The organism is Modicisalibacter radicis (assembly GCF_900961225.1).
Classification (GTDB): domain Bacteria; phylum Pseudomonadota; class Gammaproteobacteria; order Pseudomonadales; family Halomonadaceae; genus Modicisalibacter.
On record NZ_CAAHFN010000049.1, the window covers coordinates 1 to 13,982 of the forward strand.

General features: G+C 66.9%; 10 protein-coding genes. 2 read left to right on the forward strand and 8 right to left on the reverse strand.

From position 1 onward, the window contains the following. Window positions 1-196: 196 nt before the first annotated feature. The 3 genes from HR9077_RS03455 to HR9077_RS03465 form a co-directional block, all read right to left on the reverse strand. Window positions 197-1,918, reverse strand: coding sequence for an NADPH-dependent assimilatory sulfite reductase hemoprotein subunit (locus HR9077_RS03455; RefSeq protein WP_136065161.1), 1,722 nt, complete (start codon window positions 1,916-1,918; stop codon window positions 197-199). 12 nt (window positions 1,919-1,930) lie between these two features. Next, window positions 1,931-3,730 carry an assimilatory sulfite reductase (NADPH) flavoprotein subunit gene (locus HR9077_RS03460; RefSeq protein WP_136065163.1) on the reverse strand — a complete coding sequence of 600 codons (1,800 nt, stop codon included), beginning with the start codon at window positions 3,728-3,730 and terminating at the stop codon, window positions 1,931-1,933. Between the two features lie 130 nt (window positions 3,731-3,860). Beyond that, complete coding sequence (locus tag HR9077_RS03465; RefSeq protein WP_136065165.1) at window positions 3,861-4,736, reverse strand: DMT family transporter; 876 nt, start codon at window positions 4,734-4,736, stop codon at window positions 3,861-3,863. Between the two features lie 274 nt (window positions 4,737-5,010). Between HR9077_RS03465 and HR9077_RS03470 the strand changes: the two genes are divergently transcribed. Then, window positions 5,011-7,506 (forward strand): EAL domain-containing protein, encoded by a 2,496-nt coding sequence (locus tag HR9077_RS03470; RefSeq protein ID WP_136065167.1) that lies wholly within the window; start codon window positions 5,011-5,013, stop codon window positions 7,504-7,506. Between the two features lie 58 nt (window positions 7,507-7,564). Here HR9077_RS03470 and HR9077_RS03475 read toward each other — a convergent pair whose 3' ends face one another. From HR9077_RS03475 to HR9077_RS03485, 3 genes are all read right to left on the reverse strand, one after another. Then, window positions 7,565-8,050 carry a pyridoxamine 5'-phosphate oxidase family protein gene (locus tag HR9077_RS03475; RefSeq protein ID WP_136065169.1) on the reverse strand — a complete coding sequence of 162 codons (486 nt, stop codon included), beginning with the start codon at window positions 8,048-8,050 and terminating at the stop codon, window positions 7,565-7,567. A gap of 159 nt (window positions 8,051-8,209) precedes the next feature. Next, on the reverse strand, window positions 8,210-10,354 hold the full coding sequence (locus HR9077_RS03480; protein WP_136065171.1) for a methyl-accepting chemotaxis protein: 2,145 nt from the start codon (window positions 10,352-10,354) through the stop codon (window positions 8,210-8,212). 379 nt (window positions 10,355-10,733) lie between these two features. Beyond that, on the reverse strand, window positions 10,734-11,159 hold the full coding sequence (locus HR9077_RS03485; protein WP_136065173.1) for a host attachment protein: 426 nt from the start codon (window positions 11,157-11,159) through the stop codon (window positions 10,734-10,736). 317 nt (window positions 11,160-11,476) lie between these two features. Here HR9077_RS03485 and HR9077_RS03490 point away from each other — a divergent pair, with 317 nt between their 5' ends. Further along, on the forward strand, window positions 11,477-11,980 hold the full coding sequence (locus HR9077_RS03490; protein ID WP_210725846.1) for a hypothetical protein: 504 nt from the start codon (window positions 11,477-11,479) through the stop codon (window positions 11,978-11,980). Window positions 11,981-11,998: 18 nt separating this feature from the next. Here HR9077_RS03490 and HR9077_RS03495 read toward each other — a convergent pair whose 3' ends face one another. Together HR9077_RS03495 and HR9077_RS03500 are read right to left on the reverse strand one after the other, a co-directional pair. Beyond that, a complete protein-coding gene (locus HR9077_RS03495; RefSeq protein ID WP_458692906.1) occupies window positions 11,999-12,766 on the reverse strand; it encodes an amino acid ABC transporter ATP-binding protein in 768 nt (255 codons plus the stop codon). 105 nt (window positions 12,767-12,871) lie between these two features. Beyond that, window positions 12,872-13,981: an amino acid ABC transporter permease gene (locus tag HR9077_RS03500; protein ID WP_210725847.1), complete on the reverse strand. Its 1,110-nt coding sequence runs from the start codon at window positions 13,979-13,981 to the stop codon at window positions 12,872-12,874. Window position 13,982: the final 1 nt, after the last annotated feature.

Genomic DNA, 13,982 nt, shown 5'->3' on the forward strand with positions numbered 1-13,982 from the left:
CGGGCACCACCTTGGCAATGGCATCGATGGCATTGCTGAAATGCATGGACCTTTCCCTGTCAGTGTACCTGACAGGGAAAGGTCTCATGATCAGCTTATTGAAGGTAGGCTTAACTGACTGGCATTAGGGCTTCGCCCGGCTTTTTTATGCCCGCCATGGCAGCGCCCGCGGCCCGGCTACTCGGTCGTGGAGTTCTCAGTCATGGAACTCCCGCCCCGCGGTCACCTCTGCGACGTAACCGGCACGAATCGTGAAGTCGCCGAACGGCTCCCCGTCCCAGCGCTCGGCGGCGTAGTGGCGAAACAACCCGTCGAGGGTCTCGAGGATCCTCGCCTCGCCGACATTGTCGAGATACAGCTTGTTGAGCCGCTGGCCATGGAAGCCGCCACCCAGGTAGAGGTTGTACTTGCCCGGGGCGCGGCCGGTGAAACCGATCTCGGCGAGGTAGGGCCGCGCGCAGCCGTTGGGGCAGCCGGTCATCCGTATCACGATCGGCGTGTCGGCGATCCCGGCGTCCGCGGCCCGGCGCTCGAGTTCGTCGATCAGCGACGGCAGGTAGCGCTCGCTCTCGGCCATCGCCAGCCCGCAGGTCGGCATCGCCACGCAGGCCATGGCGTTACGGCGTAGCTGGCCCGATTGCTGCGGACGCTCCAGGCGATGGTCGCGGATCAGCCGCTCGATGGCATCGCGCTCGCCCGGGGCGATACCGGCGATGGTCAGGTTCTGGTTGGGGGTCAACTGGAACTCGCCGGCATGGACCCGGGCGATCTCGCGCAGGCCGCTCATCAGCGGATAGTCGTCCCAGTCGCGGATGCGGCCGTTCTCGATGAACAGCGTGTAGTGCCAGTTGCCGTCGTCGCCCTCGACCCAGCCGTAACGATCGCCATTGTGCTCGAAGCGTACCTCGCGGACCGGCGCAAGCTGCCAGCCCAGGCGCCGCTCGAGCTCCGCCTTGAACCAGTCGATACCGTGATCGTCGATGGTGTACTTCATGCGCGCATGCTTGCGGTCGATGCGATCGCCATGGTCGCGCTGGATGGCGACGATGGTCTCGGCGAGCTCGTTGACGTGCTCGGGGCGGCAGAAGCCGATCGGATCGGCGAGCCGCGGGTAGGTCGCCGGCTCGTTCTCGGTGCGCCCCAGCCCGCCGCCGACGCACACCGTGAAACCGGCCAGTTCGCCCTCCTCCACGGCGGCGATCAGGCCGATGTCCTGGCTGTAGACGTCGATGTCGTTGACCGGTGGCACGGCGAAGCCGATCTTGAACTTGCGCGGCAGGTAGGTGGGGCCGTAGAGCGGCTCCTCGTCGGCGTCCGGGTCGACGCGCTCGCCGTCGAGCCAGATCTCGCGATAGGCATGGGTACGCGGCGCCAGGTGGTCGCTGACCTCGCGGGCACAGCGCTGCACCGCGGCATGGACGCGCGACTGGTGCGGGTTGACCGCCGCCATCACCGTGCGGTTGACGTCGCCGCAGGCCGCCAGGGTATCCAGCAGGGCGGCGTCGATGCCCCGCAGCGTGGCCTTGATGTCGCGCTTCAACACGCCGTGGTACTGGAAGGTCTGGCGGGTGGTCAGGCGCAGGCCGCCGTCGCCGTAGCGCCGCGCCAGGTCGTCGAGCGCCAGCCACTGCCCGGCCGTGCAGGTGCCGCCCGGCAGGCGCAGGCGGATCATCATCTGGTAGGCCGGCTCGAGCTTCTGGTGCCGCCGTTCGTCGCGCAGGTCACGATCATCCTGCTGGTAGAAGCCGTGGAACTTGGTCAACTGGGTGTCGTCGGCGGCCAGCGCCCCGGTGATCGGGTCGGCCAGGCTCTCCTCGATGGTGCCGCGCAGGTAGCGGCTCTCGGCCTTGAGCCGCTCGTTGGCATGCTTGGCCTCGAGCGGCTGGGTGATATCACGGCTGCGGTCGGGTGTTTCCATGACCTCTCTCCGTTAATAGACGTCGCGCTGATAGCGCTTGTCGCGCTGTAGCTGCTTGAGATACTCGCCGGCCTGCTCGGGGCTGCGCCCGCCGTGCTCGGCGACGACCTCGATCAATGCGGCATGCACGTCCGGCGCCATGCGTTCGGCGTCGCCGCAGACGTAGAGGTGGGCGCCCTCCTCGAGCCAGCGGTAGAGCTCGGCGCCGCGCTCGCGCAGCCGGTGCTGGACGTAGACCTTCTCGGGCCCGTCGCGGGAGAAGGCCACGTCCATGCGACGCAGCAGGCCCTCCTTGAGCCAACGCTGCCATTCGGTCTGGTACAGAAAATCGGTGCGAAAGTGCGGGTTGCCGAAGAACAGCCAGTTGGCGCCGCCGGCGCCGCTCACCTCGCGCTCCTCGAGAAAGGCGCGAAACGGCGCCACTCCGGTGCCCGGGCCGATCATCACGATCGGCGTGTCGGGGTCCTCGGGCAGCCGGAAGTGCTTGTTGCGGCGCAGGTAGACCGGCACCGTCTCGCCGGGCTCGGCCTGCTCGGCGAGAAACGTCGAGGCGACACCGTGGCGCTGGCGTCCGTGGCTCTCGTAGCGCACCGCGGCGACGGTGACGTGGACCTCGCCGGGATTGGCGAGATGGCTCGAGGCGATCGAGTATTCGCGCGGCTGCAGCCGGCGCATCATGCCCAGCAGGGTCTCGGCGTCGAGCCCCTCGCTCAGCGGATGCTCGTTGATCACGTCGATGATGTGGCGGCCGTGCAGGTAAGCCATCAGGTCGCCGCGCTTGCCCTCCGCGAGCAGGGCGTGCAGCGCCTCGGCCTCGGCGAGTTCGGCGTAGGCCTCGACGAATGCCGGGGTCAGCGTGGTGATCTCGTAGTCGTCGCGCAGCGCCTCGGCGAGCGGGCGCTCGCCGGCGTGGCTGGCCACCGTCTGCTGCGGATCGAGGCTCAGCGCCTCGAGCAGCTCGGCGGCGACCTCCTCGCGGTTGCGCGGCATCAGGCAGAGGATGTCGCCGGGCTGGTAGTCGATGCCCGAGTCGTCCAGCGACAGCTCGATATGGTGGGTGGCCTTCTCGGAACCGCGGCCGTTGAGAATCTGGTTCTCCAGCACCTCGGCCTGAAAGGGGTTGCGGCGGTCATAGCTGATGCCCGCCGGCTCGGCGACGACCGAAGTCGCCGCCGTCGGCGCCTCGACGACATGCTCGCCGACGGCATCCAGGGCGCTATGGATCCATTGCTCGGCGGCCTCATCGAAGTCGACATCGCAGTCGACGCGTTCGATCAGCCGCTGCGCGCCCAGCGCCGCGAAGCGCGCATCGAGATCGCGACCGGTCTGGCAGAAATGCTCGTAGCTGGAATCGCCCAGTGCCAGTACCGCGAAGCGGGCCTCGCCCAGCTTGGGCGCCTTGCGACCGTGCAGGAACTCGTAGAAGTCCAGCGCCGGATCGGGCGGATCGCCCTCGCCGTGAGTCGCGGTGACCAGCAGCAGCAGCCGTTCGTCGCGCAATTCGCGCGGCTTGTAGTCGGCCATGTCGACGACCCGCGCCGGCAGCCCGCGGGCCAGGGCCTGCTCGCCGGCCTGCTGGGCGACGCTCTCGGCGTTGCCGGTCTCGGAGCCGTAGAGAATCGTCAGCGTGTGCTGCTCGGCGGCGGCTTCGCGCGGCGCACCCGCCTCGCCGGATACCGCCTGCAGGCCGGCCAGATAGCCGCTCAGCCAGGTCCGCTGATCACCCGACAGGCGTGCCACCAGGCGGTTGACCTCGGCGGCCTGCTCGTCTGTCAGCGGGCTGTTGGTCGCATCGAGCGCCTTGCTGGGCATAGGCGTTCACCATCCTAGAAATCGCCAAAGGTCCTACTAGACTAGTGGCAAGTCGCTCATGCTTTTAAGGAATCGTTTATTATCCTTTTATTCGCTAACAATATGGAATGGCGGTTATCCCGGGTGCGGATCAGGTGCTGGGCCGCGCCTTGATCGCCACCCGGCGCTCATGGAGGGCGATCGCCACGCCGCTGGCGATGATCACGCCGGCACCCACGAACACCCAGACGTCCGGCACTTCGCCCCACAGCCACCAGCCGAGCAGCACCGCCCAGACCATAGCCGTGTAGTCGAAGGGCGCGGCCAGCGCCGCCGGCGCGTAGCGAAACGCCAGGGTGATGCACGATATCGCGCCCACGCCCAGCACCCCGGCGGCGAGGAAGCCCAGCCAGTGCAGCCCGTGCGGCGTCTGCCAGACGCTGGGCAGCAGCATGGCGCTGACCAGCATCGGCACCAGCGTGGCATAGAAGACCATCGCCCACAGTCGTTCCTTGCCGCCATAGAGACGTGCGGTGATCATCATCAGCGCGTAGCACACCGCCGCACCGACGACGATCAGTGCACCCCACTGAAAGCCCGCCGCACCGGGTCTTACCACCACCAGCACGCCGGCGAAGCCAATCAGTGACGCGGCGAAAGGCACCGCCTCGACACGCTCCTTGAGCAGCGGCCCGGAGAGCAGGGTGACGAACAGCGGCGCGGCGAAGGCGATCGCCGTGGTCTCGGCGAGCGGCAGCAGGGTCAGCCCGGTGACGAAGCAGAACATGGTGCCGGTGAAGATCAATCCACGCAGCAGATGCACGCCGGGACGGCGGGTCTTGAGCGACGCCCAGCCGCCATTGAAGCGTGCCAGCAGGGCGATCAGCGGCAGCGAGACCAGGGTGCGGAAGAAGATGATCTGGATCGGATCGTAGCTGCCGCCCAGCCATTTCGAGAGCGCATCGCCCAGCGCCAGGCACAGCACGCCCGCGCACATGATCAGGATACCCAGCAGGGACGATGACATGGCTCTCTCCACGACGGGGCGATGGCGTGGCGGCGCCGGTGCGCGTCGCCACGCCATCGCCATGCAACGATCGGCCGTATCGCCGAAGGACGGTTACCGGCCGCACGGCCGGCCCTCGAGCATAGCCGAAAGCACGGCGCACCGCGATGGTGCATCAATAACGGACCTGGGTCAGATCAAGGCATCGTCCGCCCTGATAGACTGGGCGTTCTCATCCGTTTCAGGTACCGGTGCCCGTGCCGGCATCCACGCCCCGCCACCGATCGAGCCACCCATGTCTCAAGACCTTTCCATCGCGCGCATCATGCAGACCGGCCTGCTCTACTGTCACCCCCGCACTCCGCTGTGCGAAGCCGCCACACGCATGGCCGAGCGCTGTTGCAGTTCGATGCTGGTGATGGAGAATGACGAGGTGCTGGGGATCTGGACCGAGCACGACAGTCTGATGGTGGACTTCGACGACCCGACCGCCGTGCGCGTCCCCATCGCCCAGGTCATGAGCCGCCCGGTGGCCGCGCTGTCGCCCGACACGCCGATCGGCGAGGCGGCGATGCGCTTCGCCACCGAGCAGTGTCGGCACTTGCTGGTCGCCGACGATACCGGCCGACCGCTGGGTATCGTCTCGCAGACCGATGTGGTACTCAACCAGGGGCTCGAGCCCTATCTCCGCCTGCGCGAGGTGCGCGCGGCGATGCATGCGAATCCGCTGGTGCTCGACGGCCGGCTGTCGTTGAGCGAAACCGCGCGGACCATGCGGGACTCGACCCGCGATGCCGTGGTCGTGCGCTGCGGCGAGTTGCTGGGCATCCTCACCGAGCGCGACCTCGTGCGCTTCGTGGCACGTCATCCGGGCACCACCCCGATCGGCGAACTGGCCAGCCGTCCGCTGCTCAGCATCCATGTCGACGATAGCCTGATCCATGCCCGCGACCTGCTGATCGGCCACCACCTGCGCCACCTGGCGGTACTCGACGAGAGCGAAGCGGTGATCGGCCTGCTGGGGTTCGGCGACATGCTGTCCGGCGCCGAGCAGTTCTATCTCCAGGACCTGCGCGAAGCGCTGGAAAAGCGCGACCAGGCTCTCGCCCAGTCGCGACATCATCTGCAACTCGCCGAACGGGTCATCGATGCCTCGCTGGAAGGCATCATCATCACCGATGCCCGGACGCGCATCGAGTTCGTCAATCCCGCCTTCACGCACATGACCGGCTACTCCCTCGAGGAAGCGGTGGGCCGCACACCCGCCATGCTCTCCTCGGGGCGTCACGACGCCACCTTCTACCGCCACCTGTGGGACGCCCTGCACGCGCGCGGCTACTGGCGCGGCGAGATATGGAACCGCCGCAAGAGCGGCCAGCTCTACCTGGAACTGCTGACCATCACCGCGATCCGCGACGAGGCGGGCGAGATCACGCATTTCGCGGCGCTGTTCAACGACATCACCTACCTGCGCGAGAGCGAGGAACGGGTGCGCCGCCTGGCCTACTACGACGCACTGACCGACCTGCCCAACCGGCGGCTGCTCGAGGACCGCCTGTCGCTGGCGATCCGCCACGCCCATCGCCAGTCGCAACGCCTCGCGGTGATCTTCATCGATCTCGATCATTTCAAGCAGGTCAACGACTCGCTGGGCCACGCGGCGGGCGACGAGCTGCTGATGCAGGCCTCCCGGCGGCTGGTCGATCACCTGCGCGAGGACGACAGCCTGGCGCGGCTGGGCGGCGATGAATTCATCGCCCTGCTGCCGGAGATCGACACCCCCGAAGAGGCCACCCGCGTGGCCCGTCGGCTGATCGAAGCCATCCGCGCGCCATTCCGTCTGGGCGATCGCGAGTTCAGGATCGGCTGCAGCCTGGGCATCAGTCTCTATCCGGACGACGACACCAGCGTCGAAGGGCTGCTGCACCACGCCGATGCCGCCATGTACCGCGCCAAGCAGGAAGGCCGCAATACCTACCGCCTGTTCAGCACCGACATGCGCGCGCACAACGATCGCGTGCTGACGCTGGAAAGCGCCCTGCGCGAAACCCTCGAGAGCGGGGCGGGGCTCGACGTCCACTACCAGCCCCTGTTCGACTACACCAGCGGCCGGCTGTGCAGCGCCGAGGCACTGCTGCGCTGGCATCACCCCGAACTCGGCGAGCTGTCGCCGGCGGAGTTCATTCCCCTGGCCGAACGCTCCGGCCTGATCCTGCCGCTCGGTGAACGCCTGCTGCGCTGCGTCGTCGGCCAGTTGCGCAGCTGGCGGGATGCCAGACTCGACACGGTGCCGGTGGCCGTCAACCTTTCCGCGCGCCAGTTCTGGCAGCGCGACCTGGCCGAATGGGTACGCGCCGAACTGGAGGATCAGGACGTGCCCGCCAACCTGATCGGCTTCGAGCTGACCGAAAGCACCCTGCTCGACAAGCAGCAGCAGGCCATCCAGATTCTCGGGGCGCTGCGTGAGCTGGGCTGTACCCTGTCGATCGACGATTTCGGTACCGGCTACTCATCATTGAGCTACCTGCAGGCGTTGCCGATCGACGTCCTCAAGATCGATCGCCGCTTCATCCAGTCGCTGAGCGAAGACGGCCAGGGCGGCCAGGCGATCCTCGCGGCCGTGACCGGGCTGGCCCGGGAGCTCGGCCTGCTGGTGGTCGCCGAAGGGGTCGAGACACAGGCCCAGCTCATCGCCCTGGAACGCTTCCCGGTCGACCGCATCCAGGGCTACCTGACCGGCCGACCGGTACCCGCTGACCTCTTCGCCGCCAACTGGTTGTCCGGTCGCTGAACGTGAAACGCCCGGCCGCAAGGGCCGGGCGTGGCGATACGACGGCACTCGTCGCGGGTCAGCCGAACTTCTCGTTCTCGCCCATGTCGGGTCGAGTGCCTTTCTTGACGTTGGCCTTGGCGACCTCGTAGAGCTGGAACACCTTGCTCTCGCGGGCCTTCCAGTGCTCGCCGAACTCGACCTTGATCTCCATCAGCGTCAGGTCGGGATCGTCCTTGCCATCGGGAAACCAGGCGGCGACGAACGGGTTCCAGTACTTGTCGATCAGCTCGCGATCGTCGTTGAGCCGCGCCGTGCCCGACAGCGAGACGTACACACCCTCCTCCTGATCCGAAAAGCTGATGCACACGTCCTGGTCGGCCTGGGTCTCGAAGACCTTCTCGGCGCTACGCCGGGTAAAGAACCACAGCGTCCCGTCGTAGGCATCCTGGACCAGATGCATCGGTCGGGCGCGCGGCTGGGGGCCGTCCAGCGTCACCAGCATGCCCACCTTGATGTCGCTGATCAGTTCCCAGATCTTCTGCTTGTGCTCGGGGCTCGACATTGACTGCCTCCTTGCCTGTGAATATGGCACGCCCGGGCTTGCGGCGCTCCTTGCACCGCTGAGCCTAGTCCCGCGCCTGCGGCGGAGCAAATGGCGCCGGTTGCATGAACGGCAACGGGCCGCACCAGGCGGCCCGTTCGGGACGACGTCGGCGATGTCTCAGGCCGGCTCGCTTGCCGGCAGGGCATGACGCGACGCCGGGGCCATCGGCGCGGGCAATGCGCCCGACGCGGCCCGGTCATCGCGGCGCATCAGGGTGAAGGCGCCCACGGTATCGGCCAGGCGCTGCGACTGGGCCTTGAGCTCGGCGGCGGCGGTGGCGGTCTCCTCGACCATGGCGGCGTTCTGCTGAGTCATGCGGTCGAGCTCAGCGACCGCCTGGTTGACCTGGCCGATGCCCTGGCTCTGCTCGCCGGTCGCGGCGCTGATCTCGCCGAGCACGTCGGTGACCCGCGCCACGCTGGCGACGATCTCGTCCATGGTCGAGCCGGCGGTGCGCACCAGTTCGGCGCCGGCGCGGGTCTTGGTCGAGGAGGCGTCGATCAGCCCCTTGATCTGGCGCGCGGCCTCCGCCGAGCGGCTGGCCAGCTGGCGCACTTCGCCGGCGACCACCGCGAAGCCACGACCCTGCTCGCCGGCACGTGCCGCCTCGACCGAGGCGTTGAGCGCCAGCAGGTTGGTCTGGAAGGCGATGCCGTCCATGGTGGTGACGATCTCGGCAATCTGCCGCGACGAGGCGTCGATGTCGTCCATGGTCTGCACCACGTCGGCGACCACCCGCCCGCCGCGCGAGGCGACGTCGGTCGCCGAGGCAGCCAGCTGGTCGGCCTGGCGCGCCGAGTCGGCGGTATGCTCGACGGTGCTGGTCAGTTCCTCCATCGACGCCGAGGTCTGCTGCAGGCTGGACGCCGCGGTCTCGGTGCGCCCCGACAGGTCCTGGCTGCCGGTGGCGATCTCCTCGGAGGCCACCCGCACCGAATCGCTGCTGTCGCGGACATCGAGCAGCACGTCGTTCATCTTGTCGGCGAAGGCGTTGAACTGGGTCGCCAACTGGGCGCTTTCGTTGCGCCCCCTGACCGGCAGCCGCTGGGTCAGGTCGCCGCCCCCCGAGGCGATGTCGCGCATGCGCTCGGCCAGTTGCCGCAGCGGCCGCGCAATGCTGCCACCCAGCAGCCAGCTGACCAGCAGACCGACCCCGGCAATCGCCAGGCCCATCGCGACCATCCCCAGCGTGGCGTTCTGACGCTGAGCCTGCATCTGCGCTTGCAGCCCATGCAGGCCGGCCATGACGGCACTCTCGGGCAGACGAATCATCAGCACCCAGGGCTTGCCGCTCTCGGCGATGGTAAACGGCCAGTACAGCTCGATCATGCCCTGCCCGGCATCGAGATTACGCACCATCTCGCCGTTCTGGGCCTGCGCGATGCTTGCCTGAAGGGCCGGGTCGAACGCCTCGTCGCTGGATTGACCGAGCAGCTCGGAATTGGCGGTAAACGCCGCGACGGCACCCTGAGAGGCGATCAACGCCATTTCCCCGGCGCCCTCGTAGAGCGACTGGTTGGCTTCGTCCAGCAGGCCCTGGATGAAATCGACGGACAGGTCGACACCGGCGCTGCCACGAAACTCGCCCTCGACCAGAATGGGAGCATTGAACGAGGTGACCAGCAGCATCTTGCCGTTATAGTCGTACAGATGGGGGTCGACGATGCAGGTACGCTTCGACTCCTTGGTACACAGGTAGTATTCACCCTGACGGATGCCCGAGGCGTCGCGCTCCTGGCTCTCCATGTTACTGCCCAGCGGCAGGACCTCGATGTCTCCGCTCTTGGTGCGATACCACCAGGGCATGAACCGGCCATCCTCACCGTAGCCCTGATCCTCGCGGCCGGTGAAATAGGCATCGTTGCCGAAGGCGTTGGGCTCCCAGCCGATGAAGGCATCCAGCAGGCCGGGGTTGTCGACCACCGTCTGGCGCACCAGGTTCGACAGCTCCTGGCGGCTCAGCGACAGCTGCGGCAGGCCGTTGGCCTGCTCGCGGCCCATCATCGCGTTGCTGGCCGCCAGGTTGCGCGCCAGCGTCAGGGCATGCTCGAGTCGGGCCTGAATGCGCTCGGCCTGAGCAGAGGCCACCGCGCTCAGACGCTGCTCGATGTTCTGCTCGAGCAGTGTGCGGGTCTCGGAGTCCACCAGCGCCTGGGAGCGCGCGTTGGCAATCAACGAGTAGATGACCAGCGCGGCGGCGACCAGCAGTATACAGCTGCCCACCAGCACGGTGACCAGCGTGCGAACGGATTTAAAGTGCATAGCCTTCTCTCTCTCCAGGCACGCTGAGGCCGGGTCTTGGTGGGCGCGATGCCGAGCGCGTCAGGCGCGGGACATCGGGGATCGCCGAGCCGCTCGGAATGATCGTTATGGCCACCCGGGGGCGGCGCTTCAGGGAAGACAACATGACGGGAATCTCGCTTGGGATAGTTGGAATTATGCGGGAGACGCCGGCAGGTGACGCAACGCCGCCTATAGGCGTGCTATCGGCTTGCGTCAATCAAACTTAAGGGGAATTCGAACCAGGCTTGCCGTCGATCAAGCGAGCGCCCGGTGCTGGATGGCAGGCGAGCGGGGATGGGCAGGTAACCGGGCCCTGGCGGGCCCGGCCCAGGTATTCCGGGGATATCGGAAGCGGTGATCAGGCGTAGCCGAGCGCTTCGGCGATCTGCTCCTTGGAGGCCTTGGAGAGATCCTTGTCGAGCTCCTTGATGACCATGTCGCGGGTGTTCGAGTCCATCTTGTCGCGCAGCTGGCCCAGGAACTTGGGCGCGGCGACGATCACGAAGCTGTCGGCCTTGCCCTGCGAACGGGCGTTCTTGAGGTAATCGGCGACCTCCTTGGCGAAGAACATCGCGTGTTTTTCGGAGGTAGCGTCGTCGTTGCCGGTCTGGCGCAGGTTGGGACCGCCACCACCACCGGCCTCGCCCTTGCCGCCGGTACGCAGGTCGCCGGTATGTTCACGGCTTTCCGGGTGGGCCAGATCCTCGATCTCGTTGAGTACCCCGGCGTCACGCGCGAATACCCGGGCACGCGCTGCGTCGGTGACTACGATATAGGTCGTCATGGAGTCTCCTTGTTCCTTGGCATCGTCCTTTCCCATCGCGATTCACGAGGACGCGATATCTCCAGAATGGTCGATCACGGCGATGCGTTCAACAACCCACCCCGGCAGCGGCCCGATGGATCGTGCCGACGGCGACTCGCCCCGCCCGCCTGTCCCCGCGCCTACCCCGCTTCGAGCGCGGCAGCGGCAAGACGATGCATGCCACGGAGCGATTATCTCCCTTCCCGCTTAGCTGTTAGTATCGGCTAACCGGCAAGGACTGCCGAAAAGCAACCGCGCCGTCATGCCGATGATTTCAACCGGAGAGAAACAGCAAGATGCGCGATTTTCTGTTGCTGCGCCGCCCGCTGCCGCGGCGCACCCTGGTGTTCTGTCACGTGGTGGCCCAGCTCACGCTGGTGATCGCCGGACTCGCCTGGCTGGCGTTGCGCAGCCCGTTGCTGGCCGGCGGTTCGTGGGCCGAGCGCTGGCCGACACTGGTGCTGGAGGCCGGCCTGTGGCTGTTGGCGCTGGTCGGCCTGCGCCTGCTCGCCGAGCTGTTGATGCTGCCTTACCATCTCGCCGGCCTGCGTCAAGGCTTCGCGCCCGGCGCCATGGTCACACGCGCCTTCGACCGGCGCCCGGCGGTTCACGACCCCGACAGCGCCTGGGTCAACGGGGCCAGGCCCATGGACCCCGACGAGGGCGTGGTCGGCAGCCCTCGGGTGACGCGCCCCCGTCAGCCGCTGAAACCGGCCGCCGGGGACGGCGCCAGTGTGAACGATCAGGGCGAAGCGGGCCGCACCGCCACGCGCCCGCCGCGCCAGGAACCCAGCCTGTAGCGATGGGCCGGCGCGTCGTCAATGACCGAGGATCTGGCTGAGGAACAGCTGGGTGCGCTCCGACCGGGGGTTGTTGAAGAACGTCTCGGGTGGCGCCTGTTCGATGATCTGGCCCTGGTCCATGAAGATCACCCGGTCGGCGACGGTCTTGGCGAAACCCATCTCGTGGGTCACGCAGAGCATGGTCATGCCCTCGTTGGCCAGTTCGACCATGACGTCGAGGACTTCCTTGATCATCTCCGGGTCGAGCGCCGAGGTGGGCTCGTCGAACAGCATCACCTCGGGGCGCATGCACAGCGCCCGGGCGATCGCCACGCGCTGCTGCTGGCCGCCGGACAACTGCCCGGGGTACTTCTTGGCCTGATCGGCGATCTGCACCCGCTCGAGATATTCCATGGCGGTCTTCTCTGCCTCGCGACGCGGCTTCTTCTGCACCCAGACCTGGGCCAGGCAGCAGTTCTCGAACACCGTGAGATGCGGGAACAGATTGAAGTGCTGGAATACCATGCCCACCTGACGGCGGATCTGCTCGATGCGCTTGATGTCCTGGGTCATGTGCACGCCGCCGACGACGATCTCGCCCTGCTGGTGCGCCTCCAGGTGGTTGATGCAGCGGATCAGCGTCGACTTGCCGGACCCCGAGGGCCCGCAGATGACGATCCGCTCGCCGCGTTTGACGGTAAGATCGATATCGCGCAGCACGTGGAAGTCGCCATACCACTTGTTGAGATGCTGAATCTCGATCATCGCCTCGCCATCGCTGCGAGGGGCGCTTGCTTCGCTCATGACTGTTCTTCCTGGTAATCGTTTGCCCGGCGGACATGGCGTCGGTCGGGCGTCTTGTTGTCGTGGTCGCACACGGCGCCGGAGCGTTCCGGGCGCCGAGGCCGGTCAGTGGCCGGTGTGCAGCCGGCGCTCGATGTATTGGCTGTAGCGCGACATGCCAAAGCAGAAGATCCAGAACACCAGCGCCGCGAAGACGTAGCCCTCCATCGCGAAGCCCAGCCAGTTGGTGTCGGTCAGCCCCGCGCGGATGATCGCCAGCAGGTCGAACAGGCCGATGATCAGTACCAGCGAGGTGTCCTTGAACAGCGCGATGAAGGTGTTGACGATACCCGGGATCACCAGCTTGAGCGCCTGCGGCAGGATGATCAGCCTCATGCGTCGCCAGTAGCCCAGTCCCAGCGCCTGGCCGGCTTCGTTCTGCCCCTTGTCGATCGCCTGCAGGCCGCCGCGCACCACCTCGGCCATGTAGGCGCTCCAGAAGAACATGATGCCGATCAGCGCGCGCAGCAGCTTGTCGAACTCGACCTCCGAGGGCACGAACAGCGGCAGCATCACCGAGGCCATGAACAGTACGGTGATCAGCGGCACGCCGCGCCAGAATTCGATGAAGATCACGCTCACGCCCTTGACCAGCGGCATCTTCGAGCGTCGGCCGAGTGCCAGCAGCACGCCCAGCGGCAGGGAGCCGACTATGCCCACCGTGGCCACGGTCAGGGTCAGCATCAGCCCGCCCCATTCGCGGGTTGGCACGTACAGCAGGCCGAAACTGCCGCCCACCAGCAGGAAGTAGGCGACGACCGGGAAGCCGACCAGGGTGAACAATCCCACCCAGCGCTTGGCCGGCAGCCGCGGGATCGCCAGCCAGGCGATCAGCAGCGCCATCATGGCGAAGACGATATCGACCCGCCAGCGCGCCATTTCCGGGTAGAAGCCGTAGACGATCGATTCGAAGCGCGCCGAGATGAACACCCAGCAGGCGCCCTCGCCGGAACAATCCTCGCGGGTGGTACCTATCCAGTCGGCGTCGAACAGGCTCCATTCCAGAAACGGCCAGATCAGCCGAACCAGCACCACGATGGTGACGATCGAGACGAGCGAGTTGAGCGGGCCGGAGAACAGGTTGGCTCGCAGCCAGCCGACCAGGCCACGACTCTGGTTGGGCGGCAGGCGGGCCTCGATCATCTCGACGCGGGCAGTATTGGGAATCGCGGCCATC

Excerpts from the sequence above, each read along its gene's own strand:
- HR9077_RS03455 (WP_136065161.1), bottom strand. The coding sequence starts at position 1,918 with ATGGAAACACCCGACCGCAGCCGTGATATCACCCAGCCGCTCGAGGCC.
- HR9077_RS03460 (WP_136065163.1), bottom strand. The coding sequence starts at position 3,730 with ATGCCCAGCAAGGCGCTCGATGCGACCAACAGCCCGCTGACAGACGAG.
- HR9077_RS03465 (WP_136065165.1), bottom strand. The coding sequence starts at position 4,736 with ATGTCATCGTCCCTGCTGGGTATCCTGATCATGTGCGCGGGCGTGCTG.
- HR9077_RS03470 (WP_136065167.1), top strand. The coding sequence starts at position 5,011 with ATGTCTCAAGACCTTTCCATCGCGCGCATCATGCAGACCGGCCTGCTC.
- HR9077_RS03475 (WP_136065169.1), bottom strand. The coding sequence starts at position 8,050 with ATGTCGAGCCCCGAGCACAAGCAGAAGATCTGGGAACTGATCAGCGAC.
- HR9077_RS03480 (WP_136065171.1), bottom strand. The coding sequence starts at position 10,354 with ATGCACTTTAAATCCGTTCGCACGCTGGTCACCGTGCTGGTGGGCAGC.
- HR9077_RS03485 (WP_136065173.1), bottom strand. The coding sequence starts at position 11,159 with ATGACGACCTATATCGTAGTCACCGACGCAGCGCGTGCCCGGGTATTC.
- HR9077_RS03490 (WP_210725846.1), top strand. The coding sequence starts at position 11,477 with ATGCGCGATTTTCTGTTGCTGCGCCGCCCGCTGCCGCGGCGCACCCTG.
- HR9077_RS03495 (WP_458692906.1), bottom strand. The coding sequence starts at position 12,766 with ATGAGCGAAGCAAGCGCCCCTCGCAGCGATGGCGAGGCGATGATCGAG.
- HR9077_RS03500 (WP_210725847.1), bottom strand. The coding sequence starts at position 13,981 with ATGGCCGCGATTCCCAATACTGCCCGCGTCGAGATGATCGAGGCCCGC.